Origin of the sequence: Methylomonas methanica (assembly GCF_001644035.1) — a bacterium.
GTDB classification, from domain to species: Bacteria; Pseudomonadota; Gammaproteobacteria; order Methylococcales; family Methylomonadaceae; genus Methylomonas; species Methylomonas methanica_A.
In genome coordinates, this window is record NZ_LUUG01000122.1 from 22163 (window position 1) to 39897 (window position 17735).

At 50.8% G+C, this 17735-nt stretch carries 19 protein-coding genes; 10 read left to right on the plus strand and 9 right to left on the minus strand.

The window, feature by feature from the left end:
- The first annotated feature begins 42 nt into the window (after positions 1 to 42).
- Positions 43 to 1599, plus strand: coding sequence for a lysozyme inhibitor LprI family protein (locus A1332_RS22025; protein ID WP_064010553.1), 1557 nt, complete (start codon positions 43 to 45; stop codon positions 1597 to 1599).
- A 173-nt stretch (positions 1600 to 1772) separates the two neighbouring features.
- On the opposite strand, the gene A1332_RS25105 is transcribed toward A1332_RS22025, so the two are convergent.
- Both A1332_RS25105 and A1332_RS22030 read right to left on the minus strand, forming a co-directional pair.
- The gene (locus A1332_RS25105) at positions 1773 to 2000 is read right to left on the minus strand and encodes an outer membrane beta-barrel protein (protein WP_082879831.1); all 228 of its coding nucleotides are present in this window, start codon (positions 1998 to 2000) and stop codon (positions 1773 to 1775) included.
- A complete protein-coding gene (locus A1332_RS22030) occupies positions 1922 to 2335 on the minus strand; it encodes an outer membrane beta-barrel protein (protein WP_082879833.1) in 414 nt (137 codons plus the stop codon). The genes A1332_RS25105 and A1332_RS22030 overlap by 79 nt, the downstream gene beginning before the upstream one ends.
- 34 nt (positions 2336 to 2369) lie before the next feature.
- Here A1332_RS22030 and A1332_RS22035 point away from each other — a divergent pair, with 34 nt between their 5' ends.
- Positions 2370 to 2516, plus strand: a complete 147-nt coding sequence (locus A1332_RS22035) for a hypothetical protein (RefSeq protein WP_231890386.1) — start codon at positions 2370 to 2372, stop codon at positions 2514 to 2516.
- A 148-nt stretch (positions 2517 to 2664) separates the two neighbouring features.
- Positions 2665 to 3336: a hypothetical protein gene (locus tag A1332_RS22040; protein ID WP_064010556.1), complete on the plus strand. Its 672-nt coding sequence runs from the start codon at positions 2665 to 2667 to the stop codon at positions 3334 to 3336.
- Positions 3337 to 3435: 99 nt separating this feature from the next.
- Here A1332_RS22040 and A1332_RS22045 read toward each other — a convergent pair whose 3' ends face one another.
- The 3 genes from A1332_RS22045 to A1332_RS22055 form a co-directional block, all read right to left on the minus strand.
- A complete protein-coding gene (locus A1332_RS22045; protein ID WP_064010557.1) occupies positions 3436 to 5028 on the minus strand; it encodes a SulP family inorganic anion transporter in 1593 nt (530 codons plus the stop codon).
- Between the two features lie 30 nt (positions 5029 to 5058).
- Entirely contained in the window at positions 5059 to 5691 is a 633-nt protein-coding gene (locus A1332_RS22050) for a carbonic anhydrase (protein WP_064010558.1), read from the minus strand.
- Positions 5692 to 5959: 268 nt separating this feature from the next.
- Positions 5960 to 6655, minus strand: a complete 696-nt coding sequence (locus A1332_RS22055; RefSeq protein ID WP_064010559.1) for an SDR family oxidoreductase — start codon at positions 6653 to 6655, stop codon at positions 5960 to 5962.
- 167 nt (positions 6656 to 6822) lie between these two features.
- On the opposite strand from A1332_RS22055, the gene A1332_RS22060 reads away from it, so the two are divergent.
- A complete protein-coding gene (locus A1332_RS22060; protein WP_064010598.1) occupies positions 6823 to 7023 on the plus strand; it encodes a KTSC domain-containing protein in 201 nt (66 codons plus the stop codon).
- 29 nt (positions 7024 to 7052) lie between these two features.
- Here the strand turns inward: A1332_RS22060 and A1332_RS22065 are convergent, their stop codons facing one another.
- Both A1332_RS22065 and A1332_RS22070 read right to left on the minus strand, forming a co-directional pair.
- The gene (locus tag A1332_RS22065) at positions 7053 to 7937 is read right to left on the minus strand and encodes a 3'(2'),5'-bisphosphate nucleotidase CysQ family protein (protein ID WP_064010560.1); all 885 of its coding nucleotides are present in this window, start codon (positions 7935 to 7937) and stop codon (positions 7053 to 7055) included.
- A gap of 17 nt (positions 7938 to 7954) precedes the next feature.
- Positions 7955 to 8926 (minus strand): phosphotransferase, encoded by a 972-nt coding sequence (locus tag A1332_RS22070; protein WP_064010599.1) that lies wholly within the window; start codon positions 8924 to 8926, stop codon positions 7955 to 7957.
- 145 nt (positions 8927 to 9071) lie between these two features.
- Between A1332_RS22070 and A1332_RS22075 the strand changes: the two genes are divergently transcribed.
- From A1332_RS22075 to A1332_RS22090, 4 genes are all read left to right on the plus strand, one after another.
- Positions 9072 to 10121, plus strand: coding sequence for a threonine aldolase family protein (locus A1332_RS22075; RefSeq protein WP_064010561.1), 1050 nt, complete (start codon positions 9072 to 9074; stop codon positions 10119 to 10121).
- A gap of 92 nt (positions 10122 to 10213) precedes the next feature.
- Entirely contained in the window at positions 10214 to 12079 is a 1866-nt protein-coding gene (locus tag A1332_RS22080) for an intermembrane phospholipid transport protein YdbH family protein (protein WP_197491533.1), read from the plus strand.
- On the plus strand, positions 12076 to 12273 hold the full coding sequence (locus A1332_RS22085) for a YnbE family lipoprotein (protein ID WP_064010563.1): 198 nt from the start codon (positions 12076 to 12078) through the stop codon (positions 12271 to 12273). The genes A1332_RS22080 and A1332_RS22085 overlap by 4 nt, the downstream gene beginning before the upstream one ends.
- 11 nt (positions 12274 to 12284) lie before the next feature.
- Positions 12285 to 12626 (plus strand): YdbL family protein, encoded by a 342-nt coding sequence (locus A1332_RS22090; RefSeq protein ID WP_064010564.1) that lies wholly within the window; start codon positions 12285 to 12287, stop codon positions 12624 to 12626.
- A gap of 625 nt (positions 12627 to 13251) precedes the next feature.
- Here the strand turns inward: A1332_RS22090 and A1332_RS22095 are convergent.
- Positions 13252 to 14025, minus strand: a complete 774-nt coding sequence (locus A1332_RS22095; protein WP_064010565.1) for a hypothetical protein — start codon at positions 14023 to 14025, stop codon at positions 13252 to 13254.
- Between the two features lie 7 nt (positions 14026 to 14032).
- The gene (gene hslO, locus A1332_RS22100) at positions 14033 to 14914 is read right to left on the minus strand and encodes an Hsp33 family molecular chaperone HslO (RefSeq protein WP_064010566.1); all 882 of its coding nucleotides are present in this window, start codon (positions 14912 to 14914) and stop codon (positions 14033 to 14035) included.
- Positions 14915 to 14989: 75 nt separating this feature from the next.
- Between hslO and msrA the strand changes: the two genes are divergently transcribed.
- Positions 14990 to 15622 carry a peptide-methionine (S)-S-oxide reductase MsrA gene (msrA, locus tag A1332_RS22105; protein ID WP_064010567.1) on the plus strand — a complete coding sequence of 211 codons (633 nt, stop codon included), beginning with the start codon at positions 14990 to 14992 and terminating at the stop codon, positions 15620 to 15622.
- Positions 15623 to 15878: 256 nt separating this feature from the next.
- The gene (locus A1332_RS22110) at positions 15879 to 17732 is read left to right on the plus strand and encodes a methanol/ethanol family PQQ-dependent dehydrogenase (RefSeq protein ID WP_064010568.1); all 1854 of its coding nucleotides are present in this window, start codon (positions 15879 to 15881) and stop codon (positions 17730 to 17732) included.
- The last annotated feature ends 3 nt before the right edge of the window (positions 17733 to 17735 follow it).

A 17735-nucleotide genomic window follows, 5' to 3' on the forward strand; every position in this document is an offset into this window, starting at 1 on the left:
AGCTGCGAGCAATAACGATAATTGAATATAGAGGAAATTTGCATGGCAATACCAACTAAAATCATTGAAAGCGATATAGAAATTTACGACATTTTAGAGCGCAAATTAATCAATATTTTCTGCCGAAAAATTGCCATATGCATCTCTATTATTTTTTACTTTTTAACCCCGTATTCGACAGTACGAGCCGCCAGTTTTGACTGCCAAAAGGCTGTATCAAATATCGAAAAACTTATTTGCGCAAATCAAAAACTGTCCAGCCTTGACGATCAATTACATTCTACTTATAAAAAAGCTTTAGAAAGCAGGACAACTACCGATGAAGTAAAACAAGCACAAAAAATCTGGATGAAAGAGCGCAACGTCTGCACTGACACCGCTTGTGTCCAGTTGTCTTATGAAAAAAGACTTAACGAGTTAGTCGTATCTTCTCAATCTAAAGCTCCAGATCAGTTAAATAATTATTCACCACAATATGCTGAACAACCGGGGCCATGGGTACAGGTTTTTCCAGATTTCGTGTCTGAAATTCTGGTGAGAGAAGAGGATTACAAACCTAATCAACCGATAAAAATTGACTCAATACAAATTGTATTAACGAGTAATAATACGAAGTTGATATACGGCAGTCGAGACGAGGAGACCCCTGAGCAAGAACCAATTGCTTACGACCCATATAATTTGCCTACGGAATTTGGCGATTTTTCATATATTTTATACAGTCATTACCGATTAGCTTCGTATGCAAATGGAAAGATCGATCCTCACGATGGTTGTATTTATCCTACTGCCAACGAAATAAAATTTCATCGTCTGAAAAATGGCAGCTATTACAGCTGTGGTACTTTATTCAATCAATTAAAGCCGGCCATAAGAGAGAAGTTTGGAGAATGTGCGGCTAAACATAAAAATCCACTCCATTCCAAGAATGGTAGATTCTTTGTTAGTAACGATCAAAATGTTACTAAATGTATGACTTCGCTCGAATATGAGAGCAGGATAAACAATAGAATTAAAAATGCAATCGATATAGAGATGGATGTTTCTGGGTCGCATGCCGTAGGATATGCTTCCGTCATTCCTTATATTAAATTGGATCAAGAGCTTTTTCATTGTTCAGGTTATGGATTGCCTGTGATTTGGCGTGATAATCGTTCTTGGACTAAACCTTATTTAATGAAGAAGCAATATTTAATCAAAACAGGAGGTTTTATTTCCTGTTTTGATACTAAGCGTATTTTGGATGAACCCCGAGAATTCGGCATCTACTTAAATGAAGGAACAGTTTTGCTTAGGGGGAACGTATCGGTGTTACGGTTACGTTTGAGCGATGGCTCAACCGGCGCGCCTCCATCCGTCGCACGCGGCTTTAACGATGGCATTCTTCAAAAAATTATTTCCGATACTCAAGAGTCGCCTGAAGATCTCTGTGAGTTTTTTAATTGTCCGGTTGCAGAACGAGTGGGCTGGCACCCGACGCCGTGGAAGGCGTTAAGACCGCCTGAAGAAAATGATAGGTTAACTAAAGAATTATTCCCTTATGTTATCAAGGCAGTGGATGGTTTGTTATTGGAGCAATTTGAATCCAAAAGCCCTTAGTTGAATCATCTGTCCAGTTTGCATATTCGACCGAACCCTACTCGTCAAAAAGTCAGCAACAAATCCGTCGAAACCAACAACTTCTGATGGCTGACACCAACATCGAACGTTCGCCAACCGTCGCAGATGTCGTAGCGCACGCTAGGGCGCAAGGTCAGCCACGGCAAGGGTTTTCAGTTGGCGCCGACGGTGGCGGCGTAATAATTGGCCGGTTCGCTGGTCAACGCCGGTTTGCGGGCCGGCACGCCAACCCGGGCGCCATCGTCGTCGCGAAACCATTCCAGGCGCAGGCCCAAACCCAGGTCATCGAATAGATCGCAATTCAAATAGCCAACCACGCCATACCATTCGGCACTTTCGGCGCCGGCCGCCTTGGCAATCCAGCCATAATCGTGTTGCAAGGTTGCGTGCCAACGTAAGGACTGCCGGTCACCGCGCCGGCTTTTAGTTCCAGATTTTCATCAATCGAATAACTGGCCAGTAGGCCGGTATGCGAAAACGGTTCGCCGAACTGCATCGTATAGGAATGCGAGTAAAAGAAGTTATCCGGCGCGTTAACTGCTTCGTTACCAATCAGCGTGTAAAACTCGCCCAGCTTGATCTTCAAGCCGTTCCCAGGCGGCGCGAACAATTCAAGATAGGCTTGCGGGAAGACGATGCCGTAGAGGCGTTGATGCAATAAATGCGCATCCCAATTGGTTGGCCGGATCGCCCATCGAACGAGTGTAAAAGGCATCGTCGCCGCGCCGGACTCTTACGCCAGCATTTCCGTGCCTAACCATGAACTGGTGCGGGTGTTGCCGGAATGGTGTTTGCCGCAAACCACCGCCTGGCTGGTGTTCCCCGGTCGGCGCTTGATGCCGACCAAGACCCGGGTGTTTATCGATTTTTTGGACAAACATTTAAGCACCTTTTGAATCAGGCGCCATCGGCAACCTGATAAACGGCAAAAACCGCCTGGCCGCATAGCTTATTTGTTTGACTAAAAATATCTGTGTCTATAGAATCCGCGCAGCCTAGCCAGAGGTTAGGAAGCCTGCCATTTCAACAATTCAAGGAGAACTTATGTTTAGACTTTTGGCTATCGCACGCGGTGTCGCTCTGTTAAGCGGCATGATGGCGATTGGCTCCGCGCAGGCGACCGTGGTTGCTGGCGCGGACTACATCAAGACCGCAACTACTCATTACCTTATTAACTCAGCGGGAAGCTCGGCTACCTACACCCCGTCATTTATCGTAATCGGCGCAGACGGTTCGGAGCCAAGTGAGAATTTTGGACCGTTCAGCATATCCGGGTCATTTGATGTCGAACGTTATCAAAGTACGTCAAGCTCTTCTGCAACGCCGGCAAGCAGCGGAATTACCGACAAGCTATTGTTTACCAACGCCAACGTCACGCTGAACGGCGCAATCCATAGCTTCGATTTCCCAAGCTTCTTTAGTCTTATGACTAGCGACACAGTATTTCAGTCGGAGCCTGCCTCTGTCGGTTGTTCTGTCCCACTGGGCTTTATCGCTTCCTGTGTGACAATGCCCAACCCAAACCCATCGTCTTGGTCCGGAACCCTGAGCAATCAAGCCATAAGCATGGACGGCTTCGCGGCAGTAGATAACTTAAGAGCGGGTTACACCTATCACATACAGGCTTCCGTGGTCCCGTTGCCGGGAGCCGTCTGGCTGTTTGCTTCAGTCCTGGGGCTTGCCGGGATCGCGCAAAGAAAACGGCGTAACCATTAAACAGTCGGCAATGCGTCGAATCTGCCTAACACCCTTCTGCGCACCCCGCTGGATTGATGCAGAGCCAGTGTTTGACAGATTCTACGAACGTATTCCCAGCTAATGACCCGCCACAGCCAAGCGGGGTATGAAGACGGTATCCTGCTCAAGCAATCGAGATTCCAGGGCAAAACCTTGTAACTCCACTTGGATATTCCGATCCGGTGCCGCTTGCAGGAAATCGCTCAGCGTTTCCAGAATATCGTGATCAATGAACAAGGCTTTGCCGCCGTCAACGATCAATTCACTATCATCGGCGATACTGCCCAGATAATTGCGGAGCAAGGCTTTGTTTAAAAAAGACACATCCTTGTGCAGCCTCAGCAAATAGTTGGGCCCATGCTGGGTTAAGGTGATAGCCGCATGGAAGTTGGCCCGCAATACGAAAAAAATACCGCATACCATCCCTATCGCGATACCTTCCAACAAGTCGGTAAATAAAATCGCGAACACCGTAATCGCAAACGGCACAAACTGATTCAGACCTTTTTTGTAAAACTCCACAAACATGGCCGGCTTCGCCAGCTTGTAGCCGGTTTGCAGCAAAATCGCCGCCAGACAGGCTAATGGGATCATGTTTAGAAAATGGGCAAAAAACAATACGCTGATCAATAACAGCAACCCATGGAAAAAACTGGATACCCGGGTTTGGCCGCCGGCATTGATGTTAGCAGAGCTGCGCACAATCACGGCCGTGATCGGCAAGCCGCCCATTAAACCGCTGAGCAGGTTGCCCAAGCCTTGGGCTTTCAATTCGCGATTGGTCGGCGACACGCGTTTATGTGGATCCAGCTTATCCACCGCTTCGACGCTTAGCAGGGTCTCCAGGCTGGCGATGATAGCCAGAGTCAGCGCGATGCTGTAAATCTTGGGATTGCCGAGATAACTGAAATCCGGCAAGCGCAACTGATTGACGAAATTGCTGGTGCTGCCAAGTTCCGGCAAAGACACCAGATACTTGACGCCGATAGACCATTCCGGCGCCGCCGCCAACGCCCAGGCATTGAAAGATACCCCCCAAATCACCGCCAAAAGCGGCCCTGGAATCATCCGCAATGCGTTAAATTGTTTTATGAAAGCGCTTTCCCAAAAAATCAGGATCAACAAGGCCACGCAAGCCACCAAAGTCGCTCCGGGCGAAATGCCGTGCAAGGAATGGGTAAACTCGATGAAGCTGGAACCCGCGGTATCCGGCATATAACTCTCATCCGCCGCGTAGCCCTCGTCGTAACCGGTAGCATGCGGGGTTTGTTTGATGATCAGAATCATGCCGATAGCCGCCAACATGCCTTTAATCACGGCAGTGGGGAAAAACGCGGCAATCATCCCCGCCCTGACGAAACCGAATATAATTTGGAAAATTCCGGCAAACATCACACTCAATAAAAACGCCTTGAAGCTGCCGAGCGTCTCGATAGCATTGAACACTATGACGGTCAGACCGGCTGCCGGGCCGGAGACGCTAAGCTGCGAACCGCTGCACCAGGACACGACGATGCCGCCGAGCATACCGGCAATAACCCCGGCGAACAAGGGCGCGCCGGAAGCCAACGCGACCCCCAGACACAAGGGCAAGGCCACCAGGAACACCACGATACTGGCCGAAAAATCCTGACGTAAATATTTCAGGTAATCATTTAATTGCATTTTCATAGACGGTCTCCGTGCGGATAACTGGGAGCCTTAATGGGCGTATTGGTAAATGTTGTGAATCGGCGCCGTGTCGTCGATGTGTATCAATTCATTCAGCAAGCCGTCGTGCAGCCCGTATACCCAGCCGCGCAAACTGATTTTTTGGCCGGCCATCCAGGCCGATTGCACGATAGAGGTGTGAGCCAGACGCTGCACTTGCTCGATGACATTCCATTCGATCAATTTGTTGAGTTTGTTTTCGGGCTGCAAGCTATCCAGTTCGTCTTGGTGCAAACGATACACTTCCTTGATGTGCGTCAACCATTTGTTGGCAATAGCCAAATCACCGCGTTGTTGGCGCAATGCCGCTTCCACGCCGCCACAGCCGTAATGACCGCAGACAATCACATGCTTAACCTTTAAGGCGTTAACCGCGTACTGCAACACGCTTAAACCGTTGAAATCGGTGGTGATGACTTGATTGGCAATATTGCGATGCACGAATATTTCGCCGGGTTGGGCGTGGACAATGGTGTCGACCGGCACGCGGCTGTCCGAACAGCCTATCCATAAAAACTCCGGATGTTGCTCCTTAGCCATATTGACGAAGTACTTCGGCTGTTTGCCGGTCATGGCTTCCGCCCAGGCTTTGTTTTCCAGCAGTAATTTATTGGGAGTCTGCATAAACCCCTCCTCTAGAGTTTTTGCGATTAAACGATGCGATTCTTGGACGTCGCACTAAAGCAACCGGTATAGACCGATATCTTGCCGGCGGCGAGCTAATAATAGCGAATCGAAATTTTTACGCAAGCAATAAAGTTTCGAATCGCTACCTAATGACGCCAACAGCGGATCAGATAAGGCGTGAAGCGCACTGCTCAGGCCGGGCGAGCAGTGCGTAGAGGACAGGCAGGATGATTTAGGGATGTGACAAATTTAAAACGGGTATGCTCTACCAGGGCAAGGCGGAGCCGTCATACTTAACAAACCGGCCGGTATCGGCCAAACTGAAATTGTCGATCACTTTACGCATGCCGGACACACTTTCTTCAGCATCAATCAAGCCGTTCGGCCCGCCCATATCGGTTCTGACCCAACCAGGATGCAGAATCAACACGCCCACGGCTGCCGACCGCAAATCGATAGACAGGCTTTTCAATGCCGCATTCAAACCGGCCTTGCTAGAGCGGTAGAGGATGCTGCCGCCGCTGGTGTTGTCGGTCATGCTGCCCATCAAACTGCTCAAAGCTACGATCAAACGTTTGTCGCTACGTTGCACCTGCGGCAGGAAGGCTTCGGCCAATTTGAGTGGCGCCATCACATTAACCGCCAGTACGCTCGCCCAGGTTTGGTAGTCCAGTTGCCCGAAACCGCGACTGGCTTGATCGCCGTAAACACCGGCATTGTTCAGCAATACATCGATTTTGTGGTCGGCCAGCTTGGTTGACAAAGCATCGATTTGATTGAAATCCGCCACATCCAATGTCTCGATTTGAATTTGCGGATATTGTTTGGCAAGTGCGGCCAATTGCTCCGAATGGCTTGGGTTACGGCAGGCCGCAATGACCTTATAATCGGCGGCGGCATATTGCCGGCAAAACTCCAAACCCAAGCCGCGATTGGCACCGGTGATTAAAACAGTTTGCATCGTTACGTCTCCAAGCAAGTGATTAAAAAAGATCAGGAAGCTACTGCGGTTTACTAAAGCGTTTGCCGCAGCCTGGCAAGTCCGGGCGGCAAGTTGGCCGATTGAACTATTTGTACTCGGCCGTGCCTCACCGACACAGTTTTAGCATGAAATTCGGGGATGCTACTATGCGCATGCAATCAGTTAAATCCAGCACTATCGACGTGATCGGCTACGACGAGCAAACCCATAAAATGCGGGTGTCGTTCAAAGACCAACAAGCTCAGGATTTTTGCCACGTTCCTGAACACCTGTTCGCCGCCTTTCTGAACGCGCGCTCCAAAAATCGGTTTTATAAGCGTCACTTACAGAACTTTTTTCCCTGCTGAAAACGCGCCTTGAAGCGGTGGCAGAGCCATTATCCCTGGTGCAAACGCCGATAAAGCCGAATCATGCTCTCGGCAATAGCCTGGTCGGAGCCATACAAAACGCCACAATGATTCATAAACGTCGAGCCGTCCGGATTTAACACCAGCGGTTTGCCGTATATATCGCTGACCGGCGCACCGGTTTCCTGGAACAAACAGGCGGTGGCGGCGTAATCCCAAACGCTGCCGCCCCCCTTATCCGGCTTGGGAAATTTGAAATAACACGCCGGCGCCTGGGTCAGCGCTTGGCAGGCATTCAAGGCCGCGCCGCCTTGTAAGCGTAAATTGGCGCCCGCGTAGCCTAATTCAACGGCCACGCGTTGCAGCGCGCCTCGCGTGGCTTGATACAAAGGATCTTGAGCAAAGCTTTTATCGGTGATGAATGTCAACGTTTGCGCTGGCGTTGCCGGCTTAAAAGGCTGTTGGTTTTGCCAGGCGCCCTGATCTTTAATCGCCCGATAAAGCGTGTGAGTCAAGGGATCGTAAACCACGCCGATCAATGCTTGTCCGGCGCGCGACACCAAAGCGATGGATACCGAATAACCCGGCACGCATTCGATAAACGGCAAGGTGCCATCCAAGGGATCGATGCACCAAAAATAATCCTGTTGCAGCCGCGCGCCGTCGTCGGGAGCTTCTTCCGACAACCAGGCCAAATCGTATTTGGTGCAAGTCGGCCGCAAGGTTTGCAAAATGATGTCCTGACTAAGGTGATCAATTTCCGTCACAACCTGAGCCGCCAGGCTGCTGCCGCCGTCTTTAGTATTGACCTTGACGGCACGCTGCGAATGCCGGGCAATCAATTGTCCGGCCTGCATCGCAGCCGAAATGGCGCATTGGCCAAGTAAATACAGATCGTCCGTCGACAGGCGCATCGGTTCTCCTGGAGGTTTTATAACTGGGCGATGACTTGTCGCGCCAGCCGCTCGCTATAGCTGTTGGGCGACCAATAGCCGGGGCTCCAGCCTTTTAAAAAGCGGTGAAAATCGGTCCAGGCCACTGGATACAACGCCCGCCAATCGCGTTCGACGGCGTCGGCATCGACAGTCTTTTGTTTGCGCCGCAACGCTTGTTGCAAAGCCTGAAAATAAATATCCAACAATTCACTCTCCCGGCGCTGACACTCGTCTTGCCCCAGACAGCTATCGATAAAATACGCGACATCCTTGATGCCACAACCGCCGCCGACATATTGAAAATCCACCGCCGCTACCCGGTTGCCATCTGCCGAGAAACAAAAATTAGCCACTTTGGCATCGCCATGCACAAAGGTTTGGTAAGGCGTATCGCGCAGTTTTTGATCTATCGCCGGCGCGGCATTTTTCAAGGCAATATCCTGCAAGGCTGCCAATTCGTGGGGCCGGGTTTGCAGATGCCAATAGGTGCCGGTGGACCACAAGCCCTGGGGTTTTTCGTCGATAAACGTGGCATGAAAATTTGCAAGCCAATTTAGACAAGTGCGTATCTCCCGTTCGCCGGCCCTTGAATGGCGTTGCGGGAATCCCACCGAATGCAGGTCTTCCAAGACCATGACTATATCCTCGCCGACCGTCTCGAATGCCAAACAAGCCGGCACCCGACAATCGGCGTCGCAATGCTTCGCCCAGCGTTGGTACCAAACTGCCTCAATCTGATAAGAGCGCACTTTGCGCCGATGCGATAAATCTTCGTTGGAACCGGGCGTCTGTAGGCTCTGCGCAGACAGTTTTACGTGCTTGACGATCACACTAGCCCTGTCGCAGCCGCTTAAGCCATAGCGCAAGATATACCCGTAACCGCTCCACAGACTTTGAATAGTCTCAATTTGCAACGCGTCATCGGCACCGGTAGCCTGAAGCACGAGATCGCGAATGGTATTTTGCATGGGTATAGTGAGTGCCTCAAAAACTGCCATTTTCCGCGAATACGCCGAACGAAAGCCAGGCTCACGTGTCGGATTGCGGTATCGTTGGTATAGTTCATACCGTCGCATAGCCAATACATTAAACATCACTGCCATGATACCGACCATGAATTTTGCATCCGATAATTGGGCCGGCGCGCATCCGGCCATTTCCCAACGCTTGTTGGCAGCCTCGGCGGGCTTTTCGGCACCCTATGGCGCCAGCGCATTGGATCGCAAAATCGAGCAACAGTTTAACGAGCTCTTCGAACGCGAAGTCGCGGTCTATTTCGTCAGCACCGGCACAGCCGCCAACTCGCTGGCGCTGGCTGCCGTCAACCGTCCGGGCGGCGTATCGTTTTGTCACCGGGAAGCCCACATGCTGGAAGACGAATGCGGCGCGCCGGAGTTTTTTACCCATGGTGCGCGGCTGGCGCCGGTAGACGGCGACAATGGCAAAATCGCCCCCGACCATCTAAAAGCTGAAATCGAGCGTTTTCCACCTAATTTTGTGCATGCCGGCCAACCGATGGCCATTTCCATCACGCAAGCTACCGAGATCGGTACCCTTTATCAACCCGAGGAAATCGCCGCTATTGCGGACATTGCCAAAACGTACCAACTACCCTTACATATGGACGGCGCACGTTTTGCCAATGCGTTAGTCTCGCTAGCGTTAACGCCCGCGGAAATGAGCTGGAAACTGGGGGTGGACATCGTGTCTTTCGGCGCGACCAAAAACGGCTGCTGGTGCGCGGAAGCGTTGGTGTTTATGAACCCGGCACAGGCTAAAGATTTGCCGTTTATTCGCAAACGCGCCGCGCAGTTGGTGTCCAAAAGCCGATTCATCGCCTGTCAGTTCGAGGCGTATTTAGACGACGGGCTGTGGCTGAATCTTGCGCGCCACGCCAACGCGATGGCGGCACGTTTGCAAAACGGCATTGCCAACTCGAAACTTGCCCGACTGGCCTGGCATGCAGAAGCCAATGAAGTGTTTGCTGTGTTAGACCAAGGGCATGCGGACCGTTTGCAACAACAAGGCGCGGTGTTTTACCCCTGGAATCCACCGCGCGCGAAACCCGGTCTAGTGGCTGACCAGGAAGTATTGGTGCGTTTGGTCACCAGTTTTGCGACGGCAGCGGAGCAAGTCGATGCCTTAGTCGAGCTCTTGGGCTAATGGCAGCCGATTTTGCGTTTCTATCGTCTCAAACTCCCCACCATCATTTGCTGGTTAGTAACGCTACAGATCGGCTTCGGTAGGCTATGAACTTGTCTGCTGCCAAAAATGATTTGAAGCGGCGCAGCTCATGGCTGCGCACGGTTGCTATTACACTGCTGGTACTTACGTTGTTTTGCCTGACCCTATGGTGGCAACGCGCGGTGTTACTTGAGCTAGTACTGCAACAGGCACTAAAACACACCCCACTCAGCTCACCCTCACTGTCGGGATTGTCGTTTGACTATGAGCAAGCCAAGCTGGCTGAAATCAGCTTCGGCATGGCAACGCCGGCTGGCGACTTGGCTGTTGCGATGCAGGACGTCGCCACCGATTTCGATATTGAAAAGCGAATAATCCACAACGTCAGCATCGGCCACGCCGTGCTGAAATTTAACCATCACCCCGCCGCCCCATCCGCAACGAAAACCACGGAAAACACCGGCTTCAGTTTACCGCTGGACCGATTGAGCATCGCGAAACTGGAAATTGACATAGATACGCCTTGGGGGCTGAGCAGCTTCGCCGGAAAAGCTGACATTAAGCGCGGTGCAGCCGATGCCATCGATGCAAGGTTTCAGGATGCCCGACAATCGCTTCATCTGAATATCGACCCCGGTTTTAGCGCAGCCAAACTCAGCGTCGATCGGCTCCCGAGTGGCAATATATTAAAAATGGAAGCCCAACAACTGGATCGCCCCGCCAAACAAATCAGTCTGCATGCCGGCGCACTTGAGCTTATCGAGTGGTTTAGCAGCAGCTTACTGATACCGCAAACTTTGCGGGCAAAAACCCGGACATACGATGTATCGAAATTAAGCGCATTGCTCAGCGCTACGCAGCTAAGCGCAAACGCCAAAACGGTGGACAACTTTGCCAGTCTGTACGCTGAAGCCGTGCTGAAACGCAATAAGCAGTCTCTAGTTGCTGTCGATATGGCGATGGCAAACAAGCAGACTATCGATATGAACGGCCGTCTGGACATGGCCGCTAGCGAGGCATTCGATTTAATCAAACCCTGGTTACCGGCCCTGGCGGCTAGCTGGACGGTTACAGGCGGCGCAATGTTGGGAAACCTGCAACTGCACAAGTCCAGCAATCAAGATGCTTCCGGAACGGCACAATTGGCTATTACCGATTTGGCCTTGACGGCCGGTGCGGCAAAAGTCGAGAAAGCTAAGGTCGAACTGAATATCCCGGAGTTAGCGAATCGGGCCGTGGACTTGTCTGCCGAAGTGCCGACGCTGGGATTAGGTAAAGATTTGATAGCGCGCAACCTTAATGTCAAAGCCCGCTATCTCGATCAGGCACTGACCCTAAATCAGGCCAGCCTGGCAATATTCGGCGGCACGATGGAATTGATGCCGGACACCATTAGCTTAGAGCAAACGCCGATTCTGTTGACCTTACGCCTGCACGATGTCGATCTGTCGCAACTTTTAATGAGCTTGCATTACCCGAATATTTCCGGCACCGGCACGATAGCCGGCGAACTACCGTTGCAGCTATCGGCGGGGGCCATAGACCTGCAAGACGGCAGCATCAGCGGCACGCAGCCGGGTGTGTTACGCTATGTCGGACCGGCCGATAATCAAAATATCGCCTTTAAGGCACTCAGAAACCTGGTTTACCGGAATCTGCAAGCCAAGGTAAATTATCGCCCGAACGGCGACTATCACCTGGGCTTACGCCTGGAAGGCAGTAACCCGGAAGTATTATCCGGCCATCCGCTGGCGTTTAACTTGAATATCAGCGGCCAACTGCCCGAGTTGTTGCAAAAAGGGATTTTAGCCGGCGATTTGGAACGAACCATTCTGGAACAGGCCATCGCCAAACCGGCTAATCTGGAAAAATCGCCGAACACCCCAACAGGGGATCAATTACCCAAACCGCCGCCGGCGGACCGGAGGAGTCAATGAACTGGAAAGCTGCAAGTAGCGCGGCCATATTGTGCGGCAGCATCTACCTGACGGGGTGTTCGCCCTCGGTCAGGCTGGAAGCGCCGGATAAACCGATTGAAATCAATATGAATGTCAAAATCGAACACGAAATCCGCTTAAAAGTGGAAAAAGACGTAGACGAATTGCTTTCCAGCCAGAAAGGCTTGTTTTAAAGGAGCTAATGATGAACAACAAAAATTTGCTATCAATTTTGGCACCTCTGTTTTTAGGCTTATGCCTAGTTGCCTTGCCGGTTAATGCAGCCGATCTGGCCCAGGCAAAATCGGCTGGCTTGGTGGGCGAACAAATGAACGGTTTCCTGGGTCTGGTGAAAGCCGATGCGTCCGCCGAGATACAAGAGCTGGTCAAGAGCATTAATGCCCAACGCCTGACCGAGTACCAGCGCATAGCCGCTAAAAACGGCGTCCCAGTAGAGGAAGTGGGCCGACTGACTGCGCAGAAAGTTATAGGGCAAGCGGCACCAGGACAATTTGTAGAAACGCCTTCTGGCTGGACTCAGCGCTGAGGGGTAGTGCCAGGACTGGTATTTAAAACAGCTCTTAGTAAAGCCTACAGCTAAGTATAAATACCGTCATTTGTTCGCAGTGGCACTAATAAGTCAAATTTAGCTATCTCCCGACCTAAACCTGAACATCACCAGCACCACTCGGGAGAAGTTACCTTGCGATCCAACTTAGTCAAGGCGAGCGACAGGCGTTTAAATCTCTAGCGTGACAATTGTTTAGCCCTATCAAACTACGAAAATCAGACGATTCGGACGTTCGCTCATACCAATACGTTCCGGTTATTCCAAGAATCTAAGCTGTTCGGGTCTTTGGTGCGAGTATATTTCTCGAAGAAAAACCAGGCACAATGCCCATAAAATCAATGTGCGACAAATTGTCACACTTTTTTGTAGACAAGGGCATTTTAATCCAATAGAATTCGCCCACTTTCAGCGAAGCGCAGACGATTCGAAAGAATCTTGATCGTTAAATGAGGGGGGGATAGGCGACCGTTAATCCGGTATAACAACAACAATAAACGCAAGAAATTAACCTACTGTTCGACGGTAGGCGTCCAATCAATATAAAAAATAAGACCGGACGAAGCCCACTTTATGTGGGCTTTTTTATGCCTGCCGTTCTAGCTCACATACCCGCCACTTTTTTATCGTCTTCTTCCTGGAAGTTCCTGTAATTGATCGATATTTTTAAACCGGCAAACCGTCCGGACATTTTGATCAATTCAGACGTGGTTTTATCGAACATCAGCCTGACTTCGCTCAAAGCTCTGTCCTCGTAGCCTTCTTCGATGTCCTTGGCGTCCAGCCGAAAATGGTAAAGATAGACTTCCTGTTTTTCTTCATCGGTGATTTCCAGCGGTTCGCCCAATTGTTTAATCACCGTGGCTTTTTTGGGTAGCAGTGCGGCGATTTTTTCCATTTGATCGGCTTTGGCTCTCAGCTGTTTTTTCTCTTCGTTGATTTCCGCACCGCCCAAGGAACGAAACGACGCCTCCAGAAACTCCGGTGGGGCGATTTGTAAAAACAGGTTGGAGAAAGTCCAGTCGGTGATTTTATCTTCTTTGTTAAAGGCCAGATCGAGATAAAAACTAATCTCCGGCGCAATCAGCTTGCTGTCTTTGTCGATCTTACGAAACCAATAACGCCAGCGTTTGCCGTCGCCGGTTCGTTCTTCACTGCTGGCATGCAGCTTGGCCAGCGACACAAAATCTTCGCTTAGCAGTTTGGGTTGTTTGAAATGCACCGTGAAATCCTCTTTAGACGTCACCGCAAAATAACGATCAAACTCGTCCATTTGCAGATAAGTCTGGTAGGCGTGCAACCAGTGCAAACACCCGGTCATCGTACTGAGCAATGCGAAAGCCAGGAACAGGCGAAAAAAGCGGTTAATTTTATGCATAGCCCCCTCAATGCCGGGTAGGCGAGTTAGTATCGGTTTCGGCTGCCGGATTGGTCAGCAGATTCTCCACATCAACCTTGTCAAAGTGGTATTGCGCTCCGCAAAATTGGCAATCGACTTCGATGTCGTCGCGTTCTCGCAAAATTGCCTGCAACTCAGACCGCCCCAACGCGGCTAAAGTGCCGCCGATTTTTTGCCGGGAGCAATTACATTTAAATTCCACCGGCTCCGGATCGTAAATTCTGACCTTCTCTTGATGAAATAAGCGGTGCAATAAATCCTCGCAATCCAGACTCAACAGTTCTTCGGCGGTAACGGTATTAGCCAGTATTTCAATGCGTTCCCAGTCGGCTTTATCCTGATTACCGCTCGGCAATTCCTGGATGAACAGGCCGGCCGCATGGGTTTTGTTTGCAAACAGCCACAAGCGGGTATCGAGTTGTTCGGATTGCGTGAAATAGGTTCTCAATACGTCGGCCAGCGTTTCCGCTTCGACACCGACAATCCCTTGATAAGGCTCTGCGTTTTCCGATTCCACCGTCAACACCAATCGACCGCCTTCACCTATCATTTCCTGCAAATTGGCGCCGGCGACGCTAGCCTCGCTACGCACCAAGCCTCTGATTTGCCGCTCGTTGCTGGATTGCGCCACCAGGGCTTTCAAATCGCCACCGCCTTGAATCTGCATGATCATCGCGCCTTTAAATTTGATGGTTGCCGACAGCAAAACCACCGCCGCCAAGGCCTGCCCCATTTGCGCATCGACAGCATCGTTGACCAAATGTTGATGCTGCTTCGCTTGTTGCCAGCTTTTTTCCAGCCGTACCCATTCGCCGCGCACTCCGTGTTCTTCAAAAATAAAGCGGCGTAAGCAATCTTGTTGTTTCATGATTTAGTTGATTCCTCTTAACTGAGCCGCGATTATAATCCGCACGACCCCATCATTCGACCTCGGGATGCACTTATGTCTTTTCTATTCAAAAAAACCGCAATGCCCAGCGCCGATCAAGCCTTACCGGGACGTCAGCAAGCCATAGACAGCGGCCATGTTCACGCTGTCAACGGACATCCTATCCATCCGCCGTTTCCGGCGCATCTGCAACAAGCCGTGTTCGGCATGGGTTGTTTCTGGGGTGCGGAGCGTAAATTCTGGCAACAAGCCGGCGTATTCAGCACCGCAGTGGGCTATGCCGGCGGCTTTACGCCCAACCCCACTTATCAGGAAATTTGCACAGGTCTAACCGGTCACGCCGAAGTGGTGTTGGTGGTGTTCGATCCAGCCGTGATTACTTATGAAGATTTACTGACAATATTTTGGGAATCGCACAATCCAACGCAAGGCATGCGCCAAGGCAACGATGTCGGCACCCAATACCGTTCCGTTATCTATTGCCACGGCGACCAATATCAAACGGCGGTAGCAAGCCAGCAACAGTATCAAGCAGAGCTTGCGGCAGCCGGCTTTAATGAAATTACCACCGAAATCCGCAATGCCCCGCCTTTTTATTACGCCGAGGAAGATCATCAACAATATCTGGCTAAAAACCCGTCCGGTTACTGCGGCTTGGGCGGCCTGGGCGTTTGTTTTTCCAGATAGCGGAATCGCCGAGAAATGCTAAGGCATTATAAGACTTGAGATTATTGTTTCCCCGCCACGCCGGGAGAGTTTTTCCGGTTGACTTTTAGGAAAAAATCCTTCAATTTACGCGTCTGGTGTGGCTCTCCCTCTGCGCTCGGCTATAGCCGAACAGGCCCTAAAGGGCAGTCATCCAAACAGAGCTTTAAAACTAATATTAGTCTTAACAACACAAAATCGTACTCTGTCTCATCAACAGATTACCAGGAGGAAACATATGAAGAAGCCTGTAAAAAACTGGCTGCTTGCTTCGACTGTAGCTACTTTACTTGCTGCACCAACTGTCTCTACCGCTAACAGCGATGTTGAAAAACTGACACAAGACCCAGCTAACTGGGCTACATGGGGCGGCGACTACGCCGGCACACGTTACAGCAAGCTGTCGCAAATCAACGCTCAAAACGTTAAAAACCTGCAACCAGCGTGGTCTTTTTCTACAGGCGTTCTGCGTGGTCACGAAGGCGGCCCTTTGGTTGTTAACGGCGTTATGTTCATCCACACTCCGTTCCCAAACACTGTTTACGCAATCGACCAAAAAACCAAAGCTGTCATCTGGGAGTTCACTCCTACCATGGACGCTGACGTAACCATCCCCGTGATGTGCTGCGACACCGTTAACCGTGGCTTGGCTTACGGCGACGGCAAAATCTTCCTGCAACAATCAGACACCGTTCTGACCGCACTGGATGCCAAAACCGGTAAACGCGTATGGAGCGTACAAAACGGTGACCCGAAACTGGGCATGACCAACACCAACGCACCTATCGTGGTTAAAGACAAAGTTATCACCGGTATTTCCGGCGGTGAGTTTGGCGTTCGCGGCTTCTTGGCTGCTTACAACATCCGTACCGGCCAACTGGATTGGAAAGGCTACAGCATGGGTCCTGATAAGGACACCCTGTTGAAACCAGGTAAATCCACTACATGGCAAGACGGAAAAGTCACGCCTGTTGGCGCGGATTCAGGCACCAGCACCTGGAAAGGCGACCAATGGAAAATCGGTGGCGGCACCACCTGGGGTTGGTATTCTTACGATCCTAAACTGAACCTGGTTTACTACGGCTCAGGCAACCCATCTACTTGGAATCCTGTACAACGTCCAGGCGACAACAAATGGTCCATGTCTTTGTGGGCTCGTGACGCGGACACCGGTGAAGTTAAATGGGTTTACCAAATGACTCCACATGACGAGTGGGACTATGACGGTATCAACGAAACCGTTCTGGTTGACCAAGAAGTAAAAGGCAAAATGCACAAAACCATCGTGCATTTCGACCGTAACGGCTTCGGTTATACCCTGGATCGTGAAACCGGCGAACTATTGGTTGCTGAGAAATTCGACAAATCGGTCAACTGGGCAACTCACGTTGACCTGAAATCAGGCCGTCCGGAAGTAGTGCCCGAGTTCTCTACCGAACATCAAGGCGAAGACGTCAACACTGTAGGTACTTGCCCTGCGGCGTTGGGTTCTAAAAACCAACAACCTGTTTCTTACTCTCCCCAAACCGGCCTGTTCTATATTTCAGGCAACCATTTGTGCATGGAGTACGAACCGTTTGAAGTATCTTACACCGCTGGTCAACCTTATGTAGGTGCTACGCTGTCTATGATGCCTGCTGGCGCAGACGTGCTGACCGGTAAAAAAGACGGCACCACCAACCTGGGTCAGTTCACTGCGTATGACGCAAAAACCGGCAAAATCGCTTGGTCTAACAAAGAGCAATTCTCTGTATGGTCAGGTTCGGTGGCTACTGCTGGCGGCGTGGTATTCTACGGCACCCTGGAAGGCTACTTGAAAGCGGTTGATGCTAAAACCGGTAAAGAATTGTATAAATTCAAAACCCCATCAGGCATCATCGGTAACGTCAATACCTGGGAATTTGAAGGCAAACAATACGTAGGCGTTCTGTCAGGTATTGGTGGCTGGGCAGGTATCGGTATCGCTGCTGGTATCGACGACGGCACATCTGCATCTAGCTCAGAAGGTTTGGGCGCGGTGGGTGCTTACAGAAGCTTAAGCTCCTACACTAAATTGGGTGGTACACTGACCGTGTTCGCTCTGCCTAACTAAGAT

What these genes read in the sequence shown, in the direction of transcription:
- A1332_RS22060 (WP_064010598.1), top strand. Translation starts at nt 6,823, where the DNA reads ATGCGCATGCAATCAGTTAAATCCAGCACTATCGACGTGATCGGCTAC.
- A1332_RS22095 (WP_064010565.1), bottom strand. Translation starts at nt 14,025, where the DNA reads ATGCATAAAATTAACCGCTTTTTTCGCCTGTTCCTGGCTTTCGCATTG.
- A1332_RS22030 (WP_082879833.1), bottom strand. Translation starts at nt 2,335, where the DNA reads ATGCCTTTTACACTCGTTCGATGGGCGATCCGGCCAACCAATTGGGAT.
- A1332_RS22055 (WP_064010559.1), bottom strand. Translation starts at nt 6,655, where the DNA reads ATGCAAACTGTTTTAATCACCGGTGCCAATCGCGGCTTGGGTTTGGAG.
- A1332_RS22110 (WP_064010568.1), top strand. Translation starts at nt 15,879, where the DNA reads ATGAAGAAGCCTGTAAAAAACTGGCTGCTTGCTTCGACTGTAGCTACT.
- A1332_RS22075 (WP_064010561.1), top strand. Translation starts at nt 9,072, where the DNA reads ATGAATTTTGCATCCGATAATTGGGCCGGCGCGCATCCGGCCATTTCC.
- A1332_RS22040 (WP_064010556.1), top strand. Translation starts at nt 2,665, where the DNA reads ATGTTTAGACTTTTGGCTATCGCACGCGGTGTCGCTCTGTTAAGCGGC.
- A1332_RS22045 (WP_064010557.1), bottom strand. Translation starts at nt 5,028, where the DNA reads ATGAAAATGCAATTAAATGATTACCTGAAATATTTACGTCAGGATTTT.
- A1332_RS22025 (WP_064010553.1), top strand. Translation starts at nt 43, where the DNA reads ATGGCAATACCAACTAAAATCATTGAAAGCGATATAGAAATTTACGAC.
- msrA (WP_064010567.1), top strand. Translation starts at nt 14,990, where the DNA reads ATGTCTTTTCTATTCAAAAAAACCGCAATGCCCAGCGCCGATCAAGCC.
- A1332_RS22085 (WP_064010563.1), top strand. Translation starts at nt 12,076, where the DNA reads ATGAACTGGAAAGCTGCAAGTAGCGCGGCCATATTGTGCGGCAGCATC.
- A1332_RS22090 (WP_064010564.1), top strand. Translation starts at nt 12,285, where the DNA reads ATGAACAACAAAAATTTGCTATCAATTTTGGCACCTCTGTTTTTAGGC.
- A1332_RS22070 (WP_064010599.1), bottom strand. Translation starts at nt 8,926, where the DNA reads ATGCAAAATACCATTCGCGATCTCGTGCTTCAGGCTACCGGTGCCGAT.
- A1332_RS22050 (WP_064010558.1), bottom strand. Translation starts at nt 5,691, where the DNA reads ATGCAGACTCCCAATAAATTACTGCTGGAAAACAAAGCCTGGGCGGAA.
- A1332_RS22065 (WP_064010560.1), bottom strand. Translation starts at nt 7,937, where the DNA reads ATGCGCCTGTCGACGGACGATCTGTATTTACTTGGCCAATGCGCCATT.
- hslO (WP_064010566.1), bottom strand. Translation starts at nt 14,914, where the DNA reads ATGAAACAACAAGATTGCTTACGCCGCTTTATTTTTGAAGAACACGGA.